Here is a 20,335-nt window from a genome sequence, read left to right as displayed (position 1 = left end):
CTCTCCGCTAGTTGTTTTCGTTGCGCGTGCCGCCCAATGGGTTCTCGCGCCAACGTGGGTTGAATATTGTCTTGTGCGTGTCGCGTCCGCCGACGCCTGCTCCGGCTACCGAGAATTGGTCGTCGAATACTGAAAAGCTCAATGTGCCCCAGGTGAGCGCTTCAATGCCGTCGCGGCCCCGTTCAGCGGTCGTGAAACCTGTGACCATGACAAGCGCCATGAAGCTGCTTGCGAGGACCGGCTGATAGAACCGGCTTTGCATCCGCACCTTGTTTTCATGTGCGTGCTGCACAATGATCATGCCGATCAAAAACAGGTAGAAGCACGCATTGATGATGGCGAAGACGTAGAAGCCGCGTGTTTGATCAGCGTCATCGACCAACAGAACCGGAACAAGCGACAGCATGGAGATGGAGGCATAGGGTGCAAGCACTCGGAACGGCACCGGATCGACTTCTGATGAGCCCTTCGGCGTAACGCGGAAGTCGACGAATGAACCCGTTGCCCAGTCCCGAAATGCTGCGAAGGTTCCAGCCAATACCCATGGCCAACGCGCCAACAGAAACAGCATCGCTTCCCAGCTGAAAATCTTGCCGTCGACCGGGCGGAACGTCTTGCTCGACCGCCACCAGAACGCGAGGAACAAAATCATCAGCGACTGCGGCATGAAGTGAAGCAGAAAATCCGGATATGTGACGCTGACAAAATTATCGCCATAGGCAAGGATAATGATCGGCAACAGAAAGGTCATAGCCAGGAAGAAGGCATAGAGCGGATACCAGACCTGTGAAAACAGAAACTGGAACTTCAGACGCAGCGGCAGTCGACCGATCAACTTCGGCGTGTACTGCAAAAGGATCATGACCAGACTACGCGACCACTGAAACTCCTGCGTTACCAGATCGCCGAAGGTTCGCGGACCATCGCCATGGGCAATGGCATCCAGTGCGTGAACGCCGCGCCAGCCATGCGCATTCATGAACAGGGTTGTCGAATGATCTTCTGCAAGTTCGGGACCAAGGCCGCCGATTTCCTTCAAAGCCGCTGTACGAACTGCATAATGCGAACCGATGCACACAGGCGCAAAGCCGCCATTGTACCCCGCCTGCAACGAGCCATGCATGCTCGCCTCGACATAGAGACGTCCGCGTGCCGACCAGCTTTCATGGGCATTGCGATCGCAAATGCTTGGCGCTGAAACATAGCCGATTGCCGGGTCTGCGAATGGACGCAGAATGTTGTAGAGATAATCCGGCTCTGGCACATGGTCCGCATCGAGCTGCGATACGAAGTCATAGCGTTCATAGCCGTAATGATCGTAGAAGAACGCCAGATTACCTTCCTTGCAGCGCGTGCGGCGCGGCCATGTCTGCCGGTGATAATCGGCGCGTCCCTTGCGCGTTGATACGAACACACCATGCTCACGGCACCATGCCAGCGTTGATGGTGACGGATCTTCATCGGCAAGCCAGGTGTCATGCGGGACATTCTGAGCCAGCATGGCCAGCAATGTTTCCGACACGACTTCAAACGGTTCGGACGGTGCCTTGGTGACCACCATGGCCACCCGGCTTCCTTTCGGCAGCCGTAACGGGCCGGTCGGGCGCGCCGCGTGGAAGAAAATCAGGATGAAATAGAGCGGCAGTATGGTTATCCAGGCCAAAAGCGCCGTAACCAGAACAGAACCGACCGGATGGATATGTTCGGCGCTGATCAGCCACCATTGCCAGAAATAAGCAATGGCCATAGCCCAGAGAACGATGCCGATAATATATTCCACCCGCTTGCGGCCTGTGAAAATGGGTGTCAGCAAGGGTTCATGATTGTCCGTGAGCGGAGGAATTCGAGGCGTTTTCATGATCGCGCCTCCAGACCGAAGAACGGAGCAGCGGTACGAATGATCGTATCGAGATCGGAATGAAGCGTCGTGAAGCCGAGCTTTGCGGCGGCTTCTGTCGGATCGGCGTAAAGCGCTGGCGGATCGCCTGCCCGGCGCGCGCCCATTTCTACCGGCACCTCACGTCCCGTTACCCGCCCGATGGCATCGACGATTTCCTTGATCGATGTGCCGCGTCCGGTGCCGAGATTGAGAACGAGATTGCCGCCGCCATTCGCCAGATGTTCGACGGCCAGCACGTGGGCCCGCGCCAGATCGACAACGTGGATATAGTCGCGAATACAGGTGCCGTCCGGCGTATCGTAATCATCGCCGAAAACTTCAAGCGCATCAGCGCTACCAGCCGCCGCCAGCATGGCGCGCGGGATAAGATGCGTTTCGGGATCGTGCTTTTCGCCCAGTTCTCCATCGATATCCGCGCCGCACGCATTGAAATAACGCAGCGCCGCATAACGCATCCCATAGGCTGTCGAATAATCGGCAAGCATATGTTCGGCGATCAACTTGGTCCGCCCATAAGGATTGATCGGACGTTGCACCTCGCCTTCCCGGATCGGCAAGCGATCTGGGATGCCATAGGTCGCACAGCTGGACGAGAAGATAACCGGACGTCCGCCCGTCAAACGGCACGCTTCCAGAAGCGATTGCGTGCCGCAGACATTGTTCCGGTAATATTTTGCCGGGTCAGTGACGGATTCACCGACATAGGCCGAAGCCGCAAAATGGATGACAGCAACGGGATCGAAAGTCTCGATCGCCGCGATGAGCTTTTCCTGCGAGAGAATATCGCCTTCGACGAATTCGCCCCAACGTACCGAAGCCTTGTGACCGGTCGACAGATTGTCGTAGACGACCGGAGAAAATCCGTGCCCGGCCAAAAGCTTGGCCGTATGGCTACCGATAAAGCCAGCACCGCCGGCAACGAGTACGTTTTGCCTGGTCATCATGCCACCTCAACAAGCTCTCCCGAAGGTCGGACCAGTTGGCGCTCGAAATAGGCTATCGTTGATTTCAACCCTTCAGTGAGGGCAATCGCCGGTTCCCAGCCAAGCTCGCGCTTGGCAACGGTGATATCTGGCCGACGCTGGCGCGGGTCGTCGGTTGGCAGCGGACGCTGCACAATCCGCGATGACGAACCGGTCAGAGCGATGATCTGTTCCGCCAGTTCCCGCACCGTGAATTCGCCGGGATTGCCGAGATTGACCGGCGTGTGGATGGCAGGCTGACTGCCCATCAGGCGGCAGAAGCCTTCGATGAGATCATCGACATAGCAGAAGGAACGCGTCTGCGAGCCATCGCCATAGATGGTGATGTCATCACCCTTCAGAGCCTGTACGATGAAATTGGAAACGACGCGGCCATCGTCCGGGCGCATGCGCGGACCATAGGTGTTGAAGATGCGCACGATGCGGATATCAACGCCATATTGCTTATGAAAATCATAGAACAGCGTTTCAGCCGAACGCTTGCCCTCGTCATAGCAGGACCGTGGACCGAACGAATTGACGTTGCCCCAATAGGTTTCCGGCTGTGGGTGCACCTGCGGATCGCCATAGACTTCCGATGTCGAAGCCTGGAAAATCCGGGCCTGATAATGAGCGGCCAGTTCCAGCAGATTGAGCGAGCCGATAACGCTCGTCTTCATCGTGTGAACCGGATCAGCCTGGTAATGCGGTGGCGAAGCCGGGCATGCCAGATTGTAGATTTCATCAACCGGCAGATCGAGCGGGTGCACAATGTCATGGCGAACGAAGCTGAACGTGTCATAGCGCAACAGATTGCGCAGATTTTCGATGCGCCCCGTGGAAAAATTATCGACGCAGATAACGAAATTGCCTTCGCGCAGAAGTCGCTCGCAAAGATGCGAACCTAGGAATCCTGCACCGCCGGCGACAAGAATGCGGCGCGTAGACATGCGCTCTGCGAATATACTCGACGATTTGAAGATGATGCTCACAAAAACCTCCCGCGATACTCATCCGGTTTATGTCAATTCTTCAAATGCAAAGGACCTCCCCCAGCGACCGCATAGCAGCGACCACTTTGAACAGTGTTTTCGGATGCCCTTTATTAGATGATTGACGATAACCGCACGGGTTGGCTCTGTCGTTAGCGTAGAATCCTGAAACTTATCCGCGCGTCCAAATCTTCACAAAAACGAGGCGACCGGCTTTCGGGACGAGAAAATTGAATTTCAGACGCCTTGAAGCTGGAGATTGCAGGTCTAACGCGGCCCAAATCGCGGATAAAACCGCGTATTCCGATGCGCATATGATACAATCAATGTGACAACACGCTATGTTGCAAATTGTAGTATTTGTTTACGACATCAGAAATTCATTAGAATTACATTCCATTTGTATATAAATTAATTGCTAGATTAGTCCGCTTTTCCCGGCCCTTCGAAAAGCTTTTCGTCCCATAAACCTCATCCATGTCTCTCTCTATTTATATTTGCAGTCTTTATCCATATACGAGTTTACATTAGCGTGCGCGCATTCTTGAGGTGATGAGGAGGAGACACACCGGAATGAGTGCTACACATATTGATAGCGCTGTTCGGAAGGCCACACGGCGACTGCTGCCATTTCTGGCGCTGATGCTGATCATGGCCTTTCTTGATCGCGCGAATATCGGCTTCGCCAAGAAGGAATTTCAGCTCGATACGGGCCTAAGCGATGCAGCCTATGCTTTCGGAGCGGGCATATTCTTCATCGGTTACGCGCTGTTTGAAGTGCCGAGCAACATCATCCTGCACAAAGTGGGCGCGCGGCTCTGGCTTAGCCGCATCATGATCAGCTGGGGGCTTGTATCGGCGGCGATGATGTTCGCCCATACGGAAACGGTGTTCTACACGCTGCGTTTTTTGCTGGGCGTTTGCGAGGCTGGTTTCTATCCCGGCGTTCTGCTGTATCTGACCTATTGGTTCCCAGCGAAGGAACGCGCGAAGGCGACGGGCCTGTTCTATCTCGGCGTCCCTCTGGCGCTGGTGTTGGGCAGCCCCCTGTCCGGCTGGCTTCTCACGCATCACGGCATATTCGGGCTCACCAACTGGCAATGGATGTTCCTTGTCGAAGGTCTTGGCGCCTCACTCATGGGCATCATTGCGCTCTTTTACCTGACCGACCGGCCCGAAAAGGCGAGCTGGCTCACGCCGGAAGAACGAGATGCGCTGACGACCGTTGTGAAGGCGGAAGAAGCCGCCAAGGAGAATACGCACAAGCATTCGGCACTTTCTGTTCTGAAAGACGCCAGAGTCTGGGCCTTTATCGCGATCTACTTCTTCCTGCAGATTGGTACAGCACCGCTCACGTTCTATTTCCCCTCCCGATTCGCGGACGCGGCATCGGGTGGAGAAATGAACCTCTTGATCGGCACGCTGTTGAGCCTGCCGTGGCTGTGTTCGGTGATAGCAACCCGCTATTTCACCGTGCTTGCGGATAATACCGGCAAACACCGGCTCATCTGCGCTCTGATGGTCACCGCAGGCACCATCGCCTTGGGGATGATCGGTCTGACCGGAAATACCTGGATTATGCTGATTGCGGCCTGCATCGCCGTGCCCGGACTGACCGCATCGCAACCGGTTTTCTGGAGCCTCCCGACGCGCTATCTCGGTGGTGTGGGTGCGGCAAGCGGTATCGCCTTTATCGTGTCCATCGGCAATCTAGGCGCATTCTTCGCGCCGCAGATCAAGAACTGGGCCGATGTCGCCGTCGGCAATCACGATGCCGGGTTCTACGTTCTGGCTCTTCTGTGTGCGCTTGCCATCGTCGTTCTGATCGGACTGCGGGCAAGGAATGGCGGAAGCGAACTCGCCAAACATCACGCATAAAGGTTTCAAAATTCAAGCTCCCGGCTGACCGTTTGGCCGGGAGTTTTAAGACCTGAGGCCTATTCATCCATAGGCAACAGAACCAACTGGCGATTCATGCACCGCGCGTCAGATTTAACTTGGTTTATGAAAATAAGTCATTGATGCGATTGCGCGGTTCAGCTAGAAACGCGACAGAACAGGCTTTCAGCCGTCCAGTTTGCACCCGTAGCTCAGCTGGATAGAGTGCTGCCCTCCGAAGGCAGAGGTCACAGGTTCGAATCCTGTCGGGTGCGCCAAAAACCTCAATAAAATCAATAACTTAACGAACTCGCAAAATTGGCGATTGGATTTTAGCTATTTGTTGGCACAATTTTGGCACAGTGCCGAAACCCCGGCACACTAGCGATTACGGTGAATTCAGGTGGCAACGATTCGACAAAAAGGCGTGGGGCAATGGCATGTTCAAGTTCGACGCAAAGGATGGCCGAACCAGACAGGGACGTTTCGGACGAAAATCGAAGCGGAAACCTGGGCGCGTGATGTTGAATCCACGATGGATAAAGGCGTCTTCTTTGACCGTTCTCGCGGACATGAGGAAACACTTGCCGATCTTATAAAAGTGTATCGGAAAGAGGTCACCGATAAGCGCCCCGGCGAAGATTCTCGAAAAGCGGAGAATGCCCGCCTTGACCGCTTTTTGCGCGATGAAACCATCCTATGCTCGTATGCAGTGGCAAACCTTCGCCCTGAGCATTTTATTGAGTATCGGGATCGTCGTCTGACCGAAACAGCTTCACGCGGTAAGGAAGGCGGTCGTGGGCGCTACAAGATGGTCGAGCATGAAGTGAAGTTGCGGAAAGACGGAACGCCGAGAACGAATGCAGCTAAGCCAAAAGCGCCACCTATCGCGCCAAAACTGATATCTCCAGGCACGGTGAAGCGGGAACTCACATTATGGAAGAACATTATCGCGCATAGCAAATTGCGGCTGAACCTCCCTTTCAATCCCGTCAATTCCGAGGACGTGAAACGGCCTACGGTGAATGACGAGCGTGATATTCGGTTAGATCACAAGGATATCGACAAACTGCTAAAAGAGTGCCGAAAGGCTCGAAATCCGTGGCTAGCGCCAGTTATCGAGTTTGCATTTGAATCCGGCGCTCGTCGCGGTTCTATCCTGCGTCTGGATTGGAAAGATGTCGATCTTGAAAAGCGCACGGTACTGTTGAGACGGGTGAAGAACAGCCGAAATCCGCATGAGGCTCGCGACATCAAGATTGGCCTTTCGCCCGACGCTATCGAGATTTTGCAAGGTTTGCCTGATGAGCCCAATCGTAGCGGGCAAGTTTTCAAAATGACAAAGGATGCCTTGAAAACAGCCTATGACAGAGCACGCAAACGGGCTGGGCTTCCTCATTTCAGATTGCACGATGCTCGCCATGAAAGAACATCAAATCTTATCGAGGCGGGATGGTCTGACACGGAAGTCATGGCACAAACGGGCCACCTCGATCCCAAATCGCTCAAGCGATATGCCAACCTCCGTGAAACATTCCTTGCTGATAAACTTGCGGCGATACCGTCAAGGAAAACAACGAAAAATCAGGGTAATAGCACTGATGGCTAAGAAAACAATCAAAGATGATCGCCCCTATGATTCTGCAATGGACCATACCGACAAAGGCGATTATCTGATTGCTACAAGTGTGAGCTACAATGAAGCGGAAATGCTTGATGGGGCAAACACGGGCGGTAGATGGTCTGCGAAGGTAGTTTATAAAACGCGGACGCTGAAAATCGTAGAAACGGGCGTTGGTGATGGGCCGATGCGGCTTAAGCAATTTAAGCGATACCCCGACGATCCGGCTAAGGATGCGGCGCAAGAGCAAAAAGCGCATGATCGCATGACGCTATTTTTGGAAAAGTTTCGTAGCTATCGCGCCGTGACGAAGAAGCGCTACGAAATTGTGCGTGAAGAGTCGCGGCGGGAAAAACTCCCGCTTGTGCCGGAAGTGCCAGAGCCAGCGGTGAAGGAATAAGGGGCACGCCCCTCGACATGCTCCGCATGTCTCACCGTGGATATTTGTAGAGCAACCGGATGGGTGGGGCTTGCGCCAAGTTAGCCGACGAGCGATGCTATGAGGGCAGTACAGGCAGGGATGCCGATGATTGCGAGCATAACGGATATTTTCTTAGACTCCCGCCACGGTTGATGGCGGGTTTCTTCGTTTCCAGAGGCTCAAACGGCAGCCTTTTTCAACAGTGATATGTTTTTGTCGACATAACGAGACAAGAGAAAAAGGTTGCTGGCATTGAAGGCCACAAACGTAAAGCCTACGAAGACAACCAAGGCGATTACGTAAAATATTCCACCTGCGGGGTGGGAAGCGGCTTGAATAGAGAAGTACGACGCGACAATACCAGCGAAAAAGACGAATATCGCTATCGGATTTAACGGGACTTGCGTGAAATCTGATATCCTTCCGTCTTTCCCATCATTCACGGCTGTCAGAATCCACGCACTACGGAATTTTGTAAGATAAAACTCTTTCTGACCCTCTAGATGGTTCTTCAGCGAGTGAGGAATAATAACATTACTGAACGCAGTATCATCGATAAGTATATGGCTATAAACGGTGCCTATTTGTGAATCACCTTCGCCGCCGCTTCTCTCTGTAATTCTTCCGTTCACGACATAAATATTGTCGCCAATATCAACTTTACGCATACCTACCCCATTATTCATCCCCAAAAGCCCCGTATTCACCCGACATATCAAATTTTCCGCACGGCGCGTCTTCAATTCGGAAAGTTATGGAGCCGTCGAACTCGCTGGCAGGAAGCAACCATACGAGCGTATCGGATTTATAAGAGCCGAGTAATGCATCATCATACTGCTCAAGAGCGGTGAAAGAGATCGCATCCCGTTTCATCGGAATATTTGCCTCGCAAAGAATCTTTTTCGCATTCATTGGATCGGCTGCGACGAATCGGAGATTGTATTTCTTGTGATTTTTTGTCGTGATCTCAATGAGACACTGCGCTCCGGGACAGTTTTTGATGTAACCACCGACATAAGGGTCGTTAGTAGCTAATGCTGGTGATGTAAGTGAAACGGCTACAACTGTTGCAAGTGAAAAAAGAATATTGCTCAACTTGCCAGAACTAGATCTTCCCATATTTCGCCCCCAATATATATACGCGATATATGAATCGTATTATTTGCTAACAGTCAATTTAGTTTTGACCTGTTTTCTCGTTTTTAGGCCTCCCGTACACGTCCACGCGGTTTTTCTGGTTCTACCGGCGCTTTTAGGGGCTTTTTGCCGTTGGGCTTGCGAAGATAGATGGGTTTAAGCTTGGTTTTGGCGACTTCTGAATCTGCCATTCGTGATGAGCGTTGCATAGCGGAGCGTGAAATGGCTTCTGCGCCGAGATTGCGCCACTTGCGCAAGGCCTTGAGCCTGTTCGATTGACATTCTTTCAAGAGCCGCTGCCAGCGATAGCTTGCCTCTGCGTCGCCGGGGTCGGGTGCGCAGAGCGTGAAATAGGCTTGCAAGAAGACATCATCTTTTACGGTCGTATCTGGACCTAAATATACGTCCCACGGTTGCCCATCCTGTCGGATTTTACGAAAAGGCATGGCATTAGCGAGCGCGTACGCCCTTTCGATTTCCTGCCCGCCTGATGAGTATTCGGACATTTTAAGGCCCTTGGAGCGCCGAAAAAGGTAGCGGCGAAGGCTATGCGCCTGCGCCATTTCTGCGATATCGGGAGCGAGGTCGGTGGCGATGGTCATGGCGTAAACCTTGGCGCTGGCTCGTCGTCTTCGGGCACGGGGTCAAAGTCGTAGACGTCTTCGTCATCAAGGTCGTCAAAGTCGTCTTCGATTGCTAGCGCTTCATCGATATAAGCTTCGGCGGAATAAGGTTTTTCAGAAGTGGGCGCTTCCGCTTTGGCGGAATATGCTTCCAATGCCTCGGCGTGTTTTGCGAAAAATTCGTCAAAGTTTTTTGCGATATTTGTTTTCATTTTCGTTCCCCTTTTCTTTTGATTAGGCAGGCTGTGGGGCCTTGGTTTTGCGCGGTTCTGGCTCGTCGTCGGGCGATGGCGTAGGCGCTGCGGATTCCGGCGTGCCTGCCTCTGCTTCGATGTCGCGACCGACTGCGCGGAAGCCATCAAGCTGGCTCTCGATGGATTCAATTGTCTCTGTCCGGAATGCCGCGATTTGCTCCTCGTCAAAGTTGGTGAGCAATAGCCACAAATGAAAATCACGCTCGCGCAAATCTGTGAGGGCGTCTTTGCTCCCGTTCGCGGCCTCCAGCATCAGGTCGGAAACTTTTTTGCGCTGTCTGATGCCTTCCAGGTCCAGCGCTTGGGCGTCCATTTTTGCCTTGTCGGCTTCGAATTGAGCTCTGATTGCTGGCGATGGCTCGTAAAGTTTGCCCGTGTCAGGGTCGTAGACTTTCACTCCCCCGCGTTGAGCGGCGAGCCATAGACGATCTTTAAAGTCCTGAGACGATCCGGCATGCAACTCAACTTCGCCCTGCCATTCATCAAGTGCTTTAACGATAAGAGCGTTTATAGCTGCTTCGCTCGGCTTACCGTGAATTTTAACGTCCGCTCCTGTGTCCTGAATCCGACAGTTGCCAATCGTCACAAAACAACCATCTGGAGCAGAAATGACAGAAGTGTAGCCACGCTCCATCCATTTTTGTGCCAGATTATCAACTACGGTTTCAGGTATCTGAGGCGATACATTGCCAGATGGGGCGACCTGCTGCTGACGCTTCTGGCCCCGCTTCGCCATAGTGGCGGTTTCCGCCAGACGGTCGATGTAGTCAGCATGATCGGCTGCTACGATGGCAGCAGCTAACTTATCAGCCTGGCCCCGTGGGCCGTAAACGGTAGCTTTGCGAGTAGCGTGCTCGACTTCGACCCAAGAGCTATCGCGCATTTGAATCTTAATCTTGGCCTTATCTTTGATGTCGATCATGTAAAGTTGCTGAATATCGCAATCGACATCTGGCAAGTGTTTGCGCATGAGGTCGGCTTTAAAATTCTGCTGATGCTTCGGGCGGATACCGTTCTCGGCGTTGGATTGCATGCGTGGGAATTCAGACATTAGTTCCTCCTCTATGGTTGTGAGTGCCTGTTTGGTCGCGCGAATTGCGCGGTGATTTGCGACCTCGTTGATTACGTGATCGGGCTTTTTCAGACTCTTTGCTGTCTGAATTCTTTGCTCGCCCATGGTGGGTTCTGGTTCGGCCTCAAGGCCACGGGCAGCGTTTGAAAGATGGGAAACTCGGCGCGGGGAATTGGCGTGTTCGAGGTAGGTGTTCATCACGCTCGCAATGCGTTCACGCTGGATTTTAAGCTTATCTCCGCGCTCGCCGCCGTAGCGTCCTCCACTGGCGTGTAAGGCTTCTAAATCGGCGTTTTTCTTGCTTGCAAAGCCTGTTTCCGTGCCGGAATCGAGCTTACGCATTGTCAACATTATGTGGGCATGCGGTTGCGGCTGGCCGTATTGATCCAAAGGACAATGAATCGCGATATCTGCGATTGCGCCTGCGTCGATCCACGGCGCGACGATTTCGCGAGTGAACGGCTCCCACTGATTGAGGGGAAGGTCGCGAGGGATTGTTATAAGCCATTCTCTGGCGACTTGAGCATCTTGACGACGCTCTGCAAGCTCGGCACGGCCCCAAATCTGTTCGCGATCCTGTGTCCAAAACGCCGCGTTTTCAGGTGCGACAATGAACGAGGAAATGACATGGCCTTTGTCGCGATAGTCGAACATTTCACCTGTTCGGGGGTCGGTTATCTTGCTCGCAGACCTATAGGCACTTGCGGCGCATGATGATCTGCCCTTCGATCTGGAGAAGATTTGATGTTCGGCGCGAAAAAGGGCCTGATCGGGAGCAAGGGAGGTTTTCAATTCAAACCTCCACGTTTTGCGATAGCGACGGATTCAACCGTCGCTGGCTTGGCGACAATAAAGGCCTCCATGTCGCGCAGCAGTGCACGATGTGCGGGGCTTTCAGGAAACTCGCGAGCAACGAATTTGCGCTGGAGCTTGATGACAGACTGGGCGTAGCGGTCAGCATTGCGAAAATCACCCGCGTTCATGCATTCAAGCATGCGATTCCAGGCGGCGGTCATATCGCACAACAGGGCTTTGTTACGTTTCGCGACGACCGGATGAACGCGCTCAAAGGCGTTGGCCTTCGCTTCTGTGACGGAAATAAATCGGATGCGAGAAAGGAGGTTCATATGCCCAACCCCTCGCAATCAACGCGGCCATGGCCTTCGAGGCGCAAAATCTCAATTTGGTCTTCTATTCGCTGCGCGGCGATAAGGAGAGATGCCCCAGAAGAGAAAGGCCGCAGGCCGAATTCGTCAGGCCAAAATAGCTCAAGCGCCCAAACACTAGCATCAGAACTACGCCCAGCCTGACAAATGTAATATCTACCGTCTATTTCATAGACTTTTTCACACTTTTCATTTGATAGAAGACGCCAGCCGCATAGATGCGGCAGGGTGTCGAATGCTTTGTTTATGTCTCGGCACAGGTGGAATTCCTCAACAATCCGCTGGGGCGACTTTCGACGACCTGGCAAGTTGCGGATTTCTGCGAGCAGAAAATTGATGTGATCGTAAGCGGAATGATTTTCTGCGGTGCGAGGGCCGAGAAAGCAGTCTGCTGTAAGGAAGGTCACGGCAACACCTCCCAAACAATTACAGTCGTATTGCTCCCTGACAGCTTCTTCTAACCGCGCTTCGGATTCTTCCTTGCTCTCGATTTTGTCGTCAAAGTTCAATCGATCAAGAATCTGCGGATAGGCCTTTTTGGTGCGTCTTTTTTTAAGCATGGTCGTTTTCCTTTTTGAGTTCGAGCGCGATGTCTGCCCAGTCGTCGTCAAGCGACGACGTGGCGGCGTCGGTGGTGGGGGTGGTTTCGGTGGGTGAGGATGAGCGGCGTACAAAACGCAGAACGCGCCACGCCACAACAATCTCAATAATGAGGAAAACGATGATGATTGGCGTTGCGACGATAATCACAATCGCAAACTCTGGATCAAAACCAAATCCAGTCAATACATCATGAAGAATGGTTTCGAGGAAGAGGCTCATGATTCACCTCTCTCAAAGAAAAATGGAATTGATTACGTCCCGGCTCACCTCTTTGCGATCTCGCCAGAGGCGGACAGCAACGCGGTAATTCGTGCGGACGGTGTAATAAGTTGCGAGGATCACAATCACCGGAAATGCGATGATGATTGAAGCCACCAGGCTGAAAGCGATCCAATCGGCTAGACCGAAAGATGCGAAGACTTCTGTGAGAGTCATGCCGCACCTCACAAACCGCAGTACCAAGCTTCATCGCCCAACCATTGCCGGAGCGGAGAATCTGGCGGCAGTGTTGAAGGAGTGGGCGGAAGCATGTCGCAAGACGATGCGGAAACGGTCACATCATACCCGGCATTTTCCAAAGCCATAAACAGTCTAACTTTCGCCTTGAGATTGTTCTTCTTAGTCAAAAATCTCTGAGTATTTTTCGGCGCACTGATTATAAAGAATCCTGCACGTGTAGTGTAATATTCAAGCTGCTCAGGTGTAAGACCAAGCGCCGCGACTGACATATATTGTCGGTTTGGAAAGTGTGTGTAGTGAAGATGGACTTGATTCATCGATTTTCTCCCATTTGACACCTAAAAGCCGTCTGCAAGACCGTGGTGCATTCGCAGAATGCATAACCGCGCTCTTAACGGCAGTGGGCCGTTGCTGTTGCCGTAAGAGGATTTTGGTTTCGATGCTTGACTAATACAAGGTGTCAGCAAATCATTATAATAGATTACGAAAATAGATATTGCAGTATCACTAGATACAACTTGCGTAGTCTACATTTTTGGAAATTAAAAAACTTAATTCTTTCGGCGAATATTTGGTTTCGTCGGCGCTTATTGGGAGAAAAATTGATGTCGATAGTTTTAAAATCACCCACTCGCGAGAAGTTGGATTCGAAGTTGCAGAAGCTGGCGAAACTGCAAGCGGATATAAAGAGGCTGGAGAATGCGGATAAGACGGCTGCTAGGAAGCTCGACAGCAGGCGCAAAATTGTCATTGGCGGATGCGTCATAAAGGCTGTTTCGGACGGGAAATTAAGCGATAACTGGATTCAGAATCTGGTGATGTCGTTCGCATCTGACAGAGACAAAGCGATTTTCGATTTTGGAAAAACGGAAGTGGAAAATGGCGATAACGATGGCGTGGTAATCGCAAAACAGGAGTAAGTGAAATGGCAATTTTCACCGATCTCCTGAGAGAGCCGTCACAACACAATATCGCATGGAGCTGGGTCACAACGCTCATACCGACAGACGTGAGCACGCCGTTCGGTTATGCAATCGGCGCGTTCAATTCTATTCTCGTTTATCTCGGTGCTCTGGCAGTCATATGGGCCGTTCTACAAGGCATTATTCATAGCGCTTATACGGGTAAGGTGCTCGGTGATAAATTCCATCAAATTTGGGCACCATTGCGCGTCTTTGTAGGCTTCGGCCTGCTACTGCCGCTCGGCGCAAGCTTTGCGAGCGGGCATTATCTTTTACGTGATGTCGTCGCACGGGCGGGCATTAATTTTGCAGACAATATTGCAAATGTGTGGTTCGACGGCGCTCAAAAAATGCCAATGGTCCCGCCGACGAAAAACGGGTTGGAGCTGGTTCTCGACATATACGAGTCTGAAATTTGCGCCACGTTCAAGAATTTCATGCAGGAAAAACATACTTATTTGGAGCTCATCAGGCCAACGCCTGCGATGGGCTACCGCGATGACAAGGCTACAGAATGGCGATGGGGATCTTGCGGCACGATAAAAATGCCTATGCTGGAAGGCCATACGACCTTAAATCTCGAAAGACAAATCGCGGTCGGCAAAATCGTGCTCGCTGCGAGAAATGATGTAAAACCATTCGCATCATTCATCTTCGATACGAGCAGAGGGATAAAATCCCAACAGCAGGCAATCGCCTTCATGAATAGCGGACTTCTACCGAAATTACTGGATCGTGTGAAATCGCTAGCAAATCAATACGATACTGAAAATATGAAGGCCGTCGAAAAGGACCTAGCTGCTGAAAGCCAGGGGCAGGCTATTCGCGACAAGCTCAAGGAAAGCTTGAAACAGCAAGGCTTTATCTCAATCGGCATGTATTTCGTGAACCTGTCTACGCAGAGCCAGCAGGTGCTCGCGCTGACAGACGTAAAACATACACGAAATGTTTTGCAACGAGATGCTGACGGGAAAGGCCAATATGAAACAGCAAAAGAAGCGATAAAAGCATTTCGCTTATCGCTCATGGCCGAAGAAGCGGAGATTGAAGTCAGTTCCCAAGAAATGACGTTCAACGCCGACGAAGACAGTAATATTCTCACGAAAATCATCAATAAGTTTTCGAGACCACTGCAAGAATGGGCGATGTCGAAAGGCAAAAAAGATGCCAACGATTCGACCGTAGATCAAATTCGAAAATCCGATCCCATCCTTGACCAGATTGAATCCGGCCACTGGTTTATAACGATTGCTGGAGGAATGCTGATCGCTGCTTACGTGCCAATCATCGCCGCATATACTTTTGCAGGAGATGTGGCGGGCATGGATGGCGCGGCCCTCTGGTCAATGATCTGGCTGACCTTACCGATTAGCTCGCTTGGCGTCGTCGGAATTCTACGCGCTTACGTCCAGCCGATTATCCCCTTTATTTCCATAATGATCTTTGCAAGTACGTGGCTAATTGGACTGATAGAAGTTGTAATTCAGCTTGGAGTCTGGGCTCTGTCATGGCTGAAAATGGACGGCGATGAATTCATGCATCGCGGCTCGGAACTCGGCTCGAAAATCATTTATCAGGTCTTTCTAATGCCTGCTCTGGGTGTCTTATCTTATGCCGCTTCATTCGTGCTCTTGCCGATGGTCGTCGGCACTGTTGAAGTCCTCTGGGCCAAGGCATTTTATAGCCAAACGGGCGGTTATCCGGTCGGAATTACGGCGTTAATCACCAGTTTTGCGATGATTACTTTCCTCACACTCTATCTAACGATGCACGTTTTCAGCCAGATTCTGACGATCCCGCAACGCGTGATCATGTGGGCTGGTGGCGGTCAAGGTAGCGATTTCGGCGACAAGGGAATGGCTCTAGCAGCGGCTACCGCAGTTGCCGCGACTATGGGGCGTGGAATGCCTGGCCTACCGAAAATTTCAACGCCAAAAGGATCGAGCGACAGCTCCGGCGAAGGCGAAAACGGCGGCGGCAAGCGCACGGTAAAAAGCGCGCCAATTGGCGACAAAACAAGCACAAATTAACAGAAGACCCTACCGTCATGGCGGCGACGGTAGGGAAATTAAAAATTAACAAGCCGCTGGGGAAATCAAAATGTTCAAAAATCCAAAAGCACTTCTGACTGCTACAGTAGCGTTATTTTCAGTTACGGCGACACAAGCCGCCTTTTTGCCGACTCAAGACACCTATACTTACGAGTCGACAGCGAATCCGGCGAGCGACGATGTTTATTACCTCTTGCCGTTTTCTATCTCCGGAAACAGCCTGCCTGCGAGCCTTTGGTGCAGCATGGTAAGCGCGAATTGGAAATACGGTCAGCCAATAGCAAGGAATGGCGTTCAAGCCGGATATATAACACTGACTGATATATCGACATGCGCGCTTCGGATGCCAAAGAATATGGCAGCAGGCATGTATGAAGTAACGCTGGGATGGCAAGGCCAGTCGAAGACGTATAGTTTTATATACAAAGATAACGAGCTCATCAGTACTACCAATTTAAAGAATTCATATAAATCGGGAGAGCCGATTTCTATTGTATTCTCAAAACCTTATAGCTCCCTTGCCTCCCAAAATGTTCCAAGAGAATTGCCTGTGAAGAATACAAGTTATTTGATGACAATAGAAGGTAGTATTTCACCGGAAAAGACAACATCTTATACTTTTCAAGTCATCGATCTTCAAAGTGAACAAAAAATCGATGTTAACTTTACTGTTATTGCACCTGAAAAGCCGGAAGAAAAACCGGAAGGGGATAATAAAATAACTTGTAATACATTTTCAGCGCCCGCCAGCGGCGCAAAGTTTGTGTTTAGATATCCGATTGGGCGTGCTTGCTCTTAAAAGCAAAGTACAGACACCAAAAAGCCCCCCCCCCCCCCAAATTGGGGGCCTTTTGTTGGGAACTAAATGGCTCCCGACTTAGTAGCCGAGAGCCGTCATTACGAGGCCGCCGACGATGGCGATTGGGTAGAATGCGATGCTTGCGGCAACGATGAGAGCGAAAGGGTGAATAGCCATGTTGGTTCTCCTTGGTTTGTTAGATGCTGTCTGAAAATCTGACCCATAATAAGCTGCAAGTGATTGAATTGCCAGGGGTTTTGCGTGGGCAGGGCTTTAGCCCAACTCAGGCCCCTTGCAATGGATAAATCACTGAAAGCTATCTACAGGTCGAATTTTCAAAGAGCATGGCACACCGGAGATTTCCGACATGCCGGATTTCACTGTGTCGCTCAGGACTTCGCAAGCATTGCTCGTCTTACCTCGGCTTCGGCTGCGGAAACTTCGCAAATGGCGTCGTCAAGTTTGTTGCGGGTTGCGAGTTCCCACAGGCGGTCATCCTCACTGGCGGCTCCGATTTTCCAGATGCGGGCCTCGCTATGGACTTTCGATGCGGTTTCGCGAGCAATAAGTGCCTGTTTTAAGCGCTTGTTGGCGGCGCGGGTGGCTGAGGTTGCTTTTGCCATGTTAGCTCCTTTCTGGCGGTTTTCGTGACGACACGGAATTAGGCGCTGGGGGTGAATCTCGTTTCGTATCGCCCTAGATATCTCTTACGTGCTTCACGCGCCCGTTCGTTGCTTGACTTGGATTCTTCCCATCCGTTTTTTTGATAAAACGGCTTGCGTTCGATCTCTTCGCGCATGAGTTCTAGCACGTAAAGCGACGGAATTCTGTTTTGCTCAAGGTTCGGTATCTGACGGGTAGTATTGTAAGAGAGGCCCGTCAGTTTAGCGACTTCCCGTTGCGTAAGACTGAGATGTCGTCGCAACTTCCGATATTCGCAAGCGCGCCATTCTTTCTCGTCAAACGTTTTCGCGACTTTCGGTCTATGTGAATAATACATTGTATTTCCTTCCATTTTGAGGGTTTTCGTTGTTATGCCCCTCTAAAACGCCTTCGGTCTGGAAGGCGTTAGGGCGAGGCATTTAGGCCGCTGCGGGTGTGTCGTTGTTGTCGTTGTCGTCTGGATTCTTTTCGTCTGGCTTGGAATTGAATTTGTTGACTGCCCAGGCGGCGGCAAGAATTGGCAGGCGAATAGAGAAGTAAACAACGAACTGGACTGCAATAATCATTGCAATGACGATGATGCCAACGACGCCATATCCAATTTTGGCTTCTAATGGCAGCTGAGAATATAGTTCAATAAATTGTTCCATCTGATTATTCATTTTGTTTTAATGATCTTTATTAATCATCCTATATATATTATTGTTATATATTTCTGTCGGCGCAATAGCATATATAGGAAATCTGATAAAATAATTAGCGATTATGCTGCTTATTTTTATTCCTATTTGTAATATTATTTCTCATTTATTCTTTTAGATACTTTGTTGACAGACTGACGTTGTTCTAAAGCGTGACGCATACGTTCAAGAGTCATAAGTGCTGGAGGTTGATAGGGGTGTGAATTATTCTCAAGCGTGATCGCAGATAGCCCCACAATCTTTGAAAGCTCGGAATACGAAAGACCCAAGCACTCGCGAATAAAGTTGTATTCCCGGCATCGCCATTTTGCCTCACTAGAGTAAGGCAGCGCTTTCTGAGGTCGGGCGGTGTAATACATTTTGAAAATCCTTTACGTGACGACACGAAATCATGCAGCGCGCTGCTGATTGCGCTCTTCTAAGACCCCTCGCATCCGCTCAAGCACCGCGAGCGATATATACCGCGAGCGATACGGAAGCTGGTTCACAGAACTCACGGTCAAGCCCGCAACTTTTGCGAGCTCGACTTGAGACAGCGATAGCGCGCTACGGAGGCGACGATACTCATCGTCACGCCAAGCCTTTTCGGCAGGCGTTTTAGCGAAGATTGGGCGGTCGGAGTAATACATGGCTGAAATCCTTATAGGTGCTGAAATAGTTGCCCCTGCCTGATGGAAGGGGCTGGGTTTTAGATTGTGAAGGATGACGAAGACGGCTCCGGCTCGTCGTCTGCTTCACATTCGTAATCGTCGTTGTCGATTGCAGTCGTGATGACAGCCAAGACACCAATTTCGGGGTTACTGCAAACCGTGTCGATGACGTCAGGGTCGTCGTTGGTGGCGGTGCAATAAGCCCCACCTGTATTTACCCATGTCGCTGCGAGGTAACCGTCATCAAATGCGAGTTCGAGATTAATCGACTGCGAAGTGTCGATGTCGTAATCTTCGATGAAACCAGGCTTGAGTTCGATAATGCCAGAATTGGCTTCATGGCCGATCTGAATGTTGAGTTGAATGTGTTCTGTCTGCATGTTTGTTTTCCTGAGATTGATCGGGCTGGATGCCCCTCTAAAACCCCTTCTGGCTTCAAAAGAAGGGGTTTGGGCGAGGCATTTAAGGTGTTGGGGTCAGCGCTGCTTCTTCGGTCAAATCAGACTGGGGATTGGCTTCAAGCCAGTCGATAAGCTGCTGGCGGATATTTTTCGCATCACCAGCATCTAAGCTGTCATCTGCATACAACTGGGAATCTTCCCTGAGACAGAGATCGCCATCTACATCGAGCAATTCGATGCGATCTTTGCCAAGCGCATGAAAATTGATGATACGATAGTAGTGGTCGCCACCGCCCTCGTTGATGACTTCGATATTGCTTACTTCAATATTTGACATTCAAATTCTCCTATACTTAGGTGATCTCTATCAATCATCCTATATATAGTATTTTAGAGGAAATCGTCGGCGTCAATAGTAAATATAGGAAGAATCAAAAATAATTTCGAGAAAAATATGTTGACTTTGCTTGATATTGAGCGGCGGTTTCCACTAGTTTTGCCGTTATGTTACGAACTGTCTATGCTAATGCGGTTAGTATAGACAGTTTGTAACAACGTCGCGCAGCTATACTATACGACAGCGCACTGTCGTATAGTAAGACTTACGGGATATGTGGAAGAAAGGGGGCTTACCCCTTTCGGACTAATTGACTGCGAGCTCGTCTTCCAATGCGGAAAGCATCATTAGCGTGCGCTTGGCGATGATTGCCGCTGCGTGTTTTCCAGCCTCGATAGATTCCGCATAGCCGCTCGCAACCGTCGAATACGACATCTCGCAGAAAACGCTCCATTCGACGTGATCATGCTCGCCCTCGTTGTATTCGACGTTGAGTGTCAATACAGGGTGATCAAGCCAGTCGTAACAGGCAAATTCGCGATGGTCTGTGGGCGCGTCGGTATACATATTGGAATCGAAATTCCAATCGCTGAATGTCAGAGGATGCGCATTGCCTCACGAGAAATGCTCCCTGATTGTTGGCTGTTGCCTCATCTGATTTGCTCCCGGCATTTGTGGGTGCG

The 20,335-nt window shown here is 51.0% G+C and carries 24 protein-coding genes and 1 tRNA gene; 7 read left to right on the top strand and 18 right to left on the bottom strand.

What is annotated here, in order from left to right; translation table 11 throughout:
- Positions 1–7: 7 nt before the first annotated feature.
- From FIC94_RS11305 to FIC94_RS11295, 3 genes are read right to left on the bottom strand one after another with little or no spacing between them, the layout of a single operon-like run.
- The gene (locus FIC94_RS11305) at positions 8–1,858 is read right to left on the bottom strand and encodes a glycosyltransferase family 2 protein (protein WP_140024947.1); all 1,851 of its coding nucleotides are present in this window, start codon (positions 1,856–1,858) and stop codon (positions 8–10) included.
- Entirely contained in the window at positions 1,855–2,841 is a 987-nt protein-coding gene (galE, locus tag FIC94_RS11300) for a UDP-glucose 4-epimerase GalE (protein ID WP_109370223.1), read from the bottom strand. Before galE ends, FIC94_RS11305 begins: the two co-directional genes overlap by 4 nt.
- Positions 2,841–3,854, bottom strand: a complete 1,014-nt coding sequence (locus tag FIC94_RS11295; protein ID WP_371830781.1) for a UDP-glucuronic acid decarboxylase family protein — start codon at positions 3,852–3,854, stop codon at positions 2,841–2,843. The genes galE and FIC94_RS11295 overlap by 1 nt, the downstream gene beginning before the upstream one ends.
- Before the next feature lie 573 nt (positions 3,855–4,427).
- On the opposite strand from FIC94_RS11295, the gene FIC94_RS11290 reads away from it, so the two are divergent.
- From FIC94_RS11290 to FIC94_RS11275, 4 genes are all read left to right on the top strand, one after another.
- Positions 4,428–5,732, top strand: coding sequence for an MFS transporter (locus FIC94_RS11290; RefSeq protein WP_140024946.1), 1,305 nt, complete (start codon positions 4,428–4,430; stop codon positions 5,730–5,732).
- 201 nt (positions 5,733–5,933) lie between these two features.
- Positions 5,934–6,010 (top strand) — tRNA-Arg (locus FIC94_RS11285).
- A 125-nt stretch (positions 6,011–6,135) separates the two neighbouring features.
- On the top strand, positions 6,136–7,341 hold the full coding sequence (locus FIC94_RS11280; RefSeq protein ID WP_140024945.1) for a site-specific integrase: 1,206 nt from the start codon (positions 6,136–6,138) through the stop codon (positions 7,339–7,341).
- The gene (locus FIC94_RS11275; protein WP_140024944.1) at positions 7,334–7,753 is read left to right on the top strand and encodes a hypothetical protein; all 420 of its coding nucleotides are present in this window, start codon (positions 7,334–7,336) and stop codon (positions 7,751–7,753) included. Before FIC94_RS11280 ends, FIC94_RS11275 begins: the two co-directional genes overlap by 8 nt.
- 200 nt (positions 7,754–7,953) lie before the next feature.
- Here the strand turns inward: FIC94_RS11275 and FIC94_RS11270 are convergent, their stop codons facing one another.
- The 10 genes from FIC94_RS11270 to FIC94_RS11225 form a co-directional block, all read right to left on the bottom strand.
- Complete coding sequence (locus tag FIC94_RS11270) at positions 7,954–8,442, bottom strand: hypothetical protein (RefSeq protein WP_140024943.1); 489 nt, start codon at positions 8,440–8,442, stop codon at positions 7,954–7,956.
- Between the two features lie 10 nt (positions 8,443–8,452).
- Positions 8,453–8,893, bottom strand: coding sequence for a hypothetical protein (locus FIC94_RS11265; RefSeq protein ID WP_140024942.1), 441 nt, complete (start codon positions 8,891–8,893; stop codon positions 8,453–8,455).
- 83 nt (positions 8,894–8,976) lie between these two features.
- The gene (locus FIC94_RS11260; protein ID WP_140024941.1) at positions 8,977–9,513 is read right to left on the bottom strand and encodes a hypothetical protein; all 537 of its coding nucleotides are present in this window, start codon (positions 9,511–9,513) and stop codon (positions 8,977–8,979) included.
- Complete coding sequence (locus FIC94_RS11255; protein WP_140024940.1) at positions 9,510–9,746, bottom strand: hypothetical protein; 237 nt, start codon at positions 9,744–9,746, stop codon at positions 9,510–9,512. The genes FIC94_RS11260 and FIC94_RS11255 overlap by 4 nt, the downstream gene beginning before the upstream one ends.
- A 22-nt stretch (positions 9,747–9,768) precedes the next feature.
- Positions 9,769–11,652 (bottom strand): MobA/MobL family protein, encoded by a 1,884-nt coding sequence (locus FIC94_RS11250; RefSeq protein ID WP_180917965.1) that lies wholly within the window; start codon positions 11,650–11,652, stop codon positions 9,769–9,771.
- The gene (locus FIC94_RS11245; protein WP_140024938.1) at positions 11,649–11,987 is read right to left on the bottom strand and encodes a hypothetical protein; all 339 of its coding nucleotides are present in this window, start codon (positions 11,985–11,987) and stop codon (positions 11,649–11,651) included. The genes FIC94_RS11250 and FIC94_RS11245 overlap by 4 nt, the downstream gene beginning before the upstream one ends.
- Positions 11,984–12,586, bottom strand: a complete 603-nt coding sequence (locus tag FIC94_RS11240) for a hypothetical protein (protein ID WP_140024937.1) — start codon at positions 12,584–12,586, stop codon at positions 11,984–11,986. The genes FIC94_RS11245 and FIC94_RS11240 overlap by 4 nt, the downstream gene beginning before the upstream one ends.
- Positions 12,579–12,848 (bottom strand): hypothetical protein, encoded by a 270-nt coding sequence (locus tag FIC94_RS11235; protein ID WP_140024936.1) that lies wholly within the window; start codon positions 12,846–12,848, stop codon positions 12,579–12,581. The genes FIC94_RS11240 and FIC94_RS11235 overlap by 8 nt, the downstream gene beginning before the upstream one ends.
- Positions 12,849–12,860: 12 nt before the next feature.
- Positions 12,861–13,064, bottom strand: a complete 204-nt coding sequence (locus FIC94_RS11230; RefSeq protein ID WP_140024935.1) for a hypothetical protein — start codon at positions 13,062–13,064, stop codon at positions 12,861–12,863.
- A gap of 8 nt (positions 13,065–13,072) precedes the next feature.
- Positions 13,073–13,405, bottom strand: coding sequence for a hypothetical protein (locus FIC94_RS11225; RefSeq protein WP_140024934.1), 333 nt, complete (start codon positions 13,403–13,405; stop codon positions 13,073–13,075).
- A gap of 288 nt (positions 13,406–13,693) precedes the next feature.
- Between FIC94_RS11225 and FIC94_RS11220 the strand changes: the two genes are divergently transcribed.
- The 3 genes from FIC94_RS11220 to FIC94_RS11210 all read left to right on the top strand — a co-directional run bounded on the left by FIC94_RS11220 (position 13,694) and on the right by FIC94_RS11210 (position 16,900).
- Positions 13,694–14,008, top strand: a complete 315-nt coding sequence (locus FIC94_RS11220; RefSeq protein WP_140024933.1) for a hypothetical protein — start codon at positions 13,694–13,696, stop codon at positions 14,006–14,008.
- A gap of 5 nt (positions 14,009–14,013) precedes the next feature.
- Positions 14,014–16,080, top strand: coding sequence for a DotA/TraY family protein (locus FIC94_RS11215; RefSeq protein ID WP_140024932.1), 2,067 nt, complete (start codon positions 14,014–14,016; stop codon positions 16,078–16,080).
- Between the two features lie 70 nt (positions 16,081–16,150).
- Positions 16,151–16,900 (top strand): hypothetical protein, encoded by a 750-nt coding sequence (locus FIC94_RS11210; protein ID WP_140024931.1) that lies wholly within the window; start codon positions 16,151–16,153, stop codon positions 16,898–16,900.
- Between the two features lie 389 nt (positions 16,901–17,289).
- Here the strand turns inward: FIC94_RS11210 and FIC94_RS11205 are convergent, their stop codons facing one another.
- The 5 genes from FIC94_RS11205 to FIC94_RS11185 all read right to left on the bottom strand — a co-directional run bounded on the left by FIC94_RS11205 (position 17,290) and on the right by FIC94_RS11185 (position 20,219).
- Positions 17,290–17,523: a hypothetical protein gene (locus FIC94_RS11205; RefSeq protein ID WP_140024930.1), complete on the bottom strand. Its 234-nt coding sequence runs from the start codon at positions 17,521–17,523 to the stop codon at positions 17,290–17,292.
- Between the two features lie 459 nt (positions 17,524–17,982).
- On the bottom strand, positions 17,983–18,213 hold the full coding sequence (locus tag FIC94_RS11200) for a hypothetical protein (RefSeq protein WP_140024929.1): 231 nt from the start codon (positions 18,211–18,213) through the stop codon (positions 17,983–17,985).
- 739 nt (positions 18,214–18,952) lie between these two features.
- Positions 18,953–19,294, bottom strand: a complete 342-nt coding sequence (locus FIC94_RS11195; RefSeq protein ID WP_140024928.1) for a hypothetical protein — start codon at positions 19,292–19,294, stop codon at positions 18,953–18,955.
- A gap of 82 nt (positions 19,295–19,376) precedes the next feature.
- Positions 19,377–19,652 (bottom strand): hypothetical protein, encoded by a 276-nt coding sequence (locus FIC94_RS11190; protein ID WP_140024927.1) that lies wholly within the window; start codon positions 19,650–19,652, stop codon positions 19,377–19,379.
- Positions 19,653–19,958: 306 nt separating this feature from the next.
- Positions 19,959–20,219, bottom strand: coding sequence for a hypothetical protein (locus FIC94_RS11185; RefSeq protein ID WP_140024926.1), 261 nt, complete (start codon positions 20,217–20,219; stop codon positions 19,959–19,961).
- Positions 20,220–20,335 lie beyond the last annotated feature (116 nt).

This window comes from Ochrobactrum teleogrylli, from assembly GCF_006376685.1.
Lineage (GTDB): Bacteria > Pseudomonadota > Alphaproteobacteria > Rhizobiales > Rhizobiaceae > Brucella > Brucella teleogrylli.
This window is presented reverse-complemented; position numbering and strand designations above follow the sequence as displayed.

Coding starts and splice junctions, on each gene's coding strand:
- FIC94_RS11290 (WP_140024946.1), top strand. CDS start 4,428: ATGAGTGCTACACATATTGATAGCGCTGTTCGGAAGGCCACACGGCGA.
- FIC94_RS11260 (WP_140024941.1), bottom strand. CDS start 9,513: ATGACCATCGCCACCGACCTCGCTCCCGATATCGCAGAAATGGCGCAG.
- FIC94_RS11240 (WP_140024937.1), bottom strand. CDS start 12,586: ATGCTTAAAAAAAGACGCACCAAAAAGGCCTATCCGCAGATTCTTGAT.
- galE (WP_109370223.1), bottom strand. CDS start 2,841: ATGACCAGGCAAAACGTACTCGTTGCCGGCGGTGCTGGCTTTATCGGT.
- FIC94_RS11245 (WP_140024938.1), bottom strand. CDS start 11,987: ATGAACCTCCTTTCTCGCATCCGATTTATTTCCGTCACAGAAGCGAAG.
- FIC94_RS11235 (WP_140024936.1), bottom strand. CDS start 12,848: ATGAGCCTCTTCCTCGAAACCATTCTTCATGATGTATTGACTGGATTT.
- FIC94_RS11190 (WP_140024927.1), bottom strand. CDS start 19,652: ATGTCAAATATTGAAGTAAGCAATATCGAAGTCATCAACGAGGGCGGT.
- FIC94_RS11230 (WP_140024935.1), bottom strand. CDS start 13,064: ATGACTCTCACAGAAGTCTTCGCATCTTTCGGTCTAGCCGATTGGATC.
- FIC94_RS11275 (WP_140024944.1), top strand. CDS start 7,334: ATGGCTAAGAAAACAATCAAAGATGATCGCCCCTATGATTCTGCAATG.
- FIC94_RS11200 (WP_140024929.1), bottom strand. CDS start 18,213: ATGGAACAATTTATTGAACTATATTCTCAGCTGCCATTAGAAGCCAAA.
- FIC94_RS11195 (WP_140024928.1), bottom strand. CDS start 19,294: ATGCAGACAGAACACATTCAACTCAACATTCAGATCGGCCATGAAGCC.
- FIC94_RS11255 (WP_140024940.1), bottom strand. CDS start 9,746: ATGAAAACAAATATCGCAAAAAACTTTGACGAATTTTTCGCAAAACAC.
- FIC94_RS11215 (WP_140024932.1), top strand. CDS start 14,014: ATGGCAATTTTCACCGATCTCCTGAGAGAGCCGTCACAACACAATATC.
- FIC94_RS11185 (WP_140024926.1), bottom strand. CDS start 20,219: ATGTATACCGACGCGCCCACAGACCATCGCGAATTTGCCTGTTACGAC.
- FIC94_RS11210 (WP_140024931.1), top strand. CDS start 16,151: ATGTTCAAAAATCCAAAAGCACTTCTGACTGCTACAGTAGCGTTATTT.
- FIC94_RS11220 (WP_140024933.1), top strand. CDS start 13,694: ATGTCGATAGTTTTAAAATCACCCACTCGCGAGAAGTTGGATTCGAAG.
- FIC94_RS11205 (WP_140024930.1), bottom strand. CDS start 17,523: ATGGCAAAAGCAACCTCAGCCACCCGCGCCGCCAACAAGCGCTTAAAA.
- FIC94_RS11265 (WP_140024942.1), bottom strand. CDS start 8,893: ATGGGAAGATCTAGTTCTGGCAAGTTGAGCAATATTCTTTTTTCACTT.
- FIC94_RS11270 (WP_140024943.1), bottom strand. CDS start 8,442: ATGCGTAAAGTTGATATTGGCGACAATATTTATGTCGTGAACGGAAGA.
- FIC94_RS11225 (WP_140024934.1), bottom strand. CDS start 13,405: ATGAATCAAGTCCATCTTCACTACACACACTTTCCAAACCGACAATAT.
- FIC94_RS11305 (WP_140024947.1), bottom strand. CDS start 1,858: ATGAAAACGCCTCGAATTCCTCCGCTCACGGACAATCATGAACCCTTG.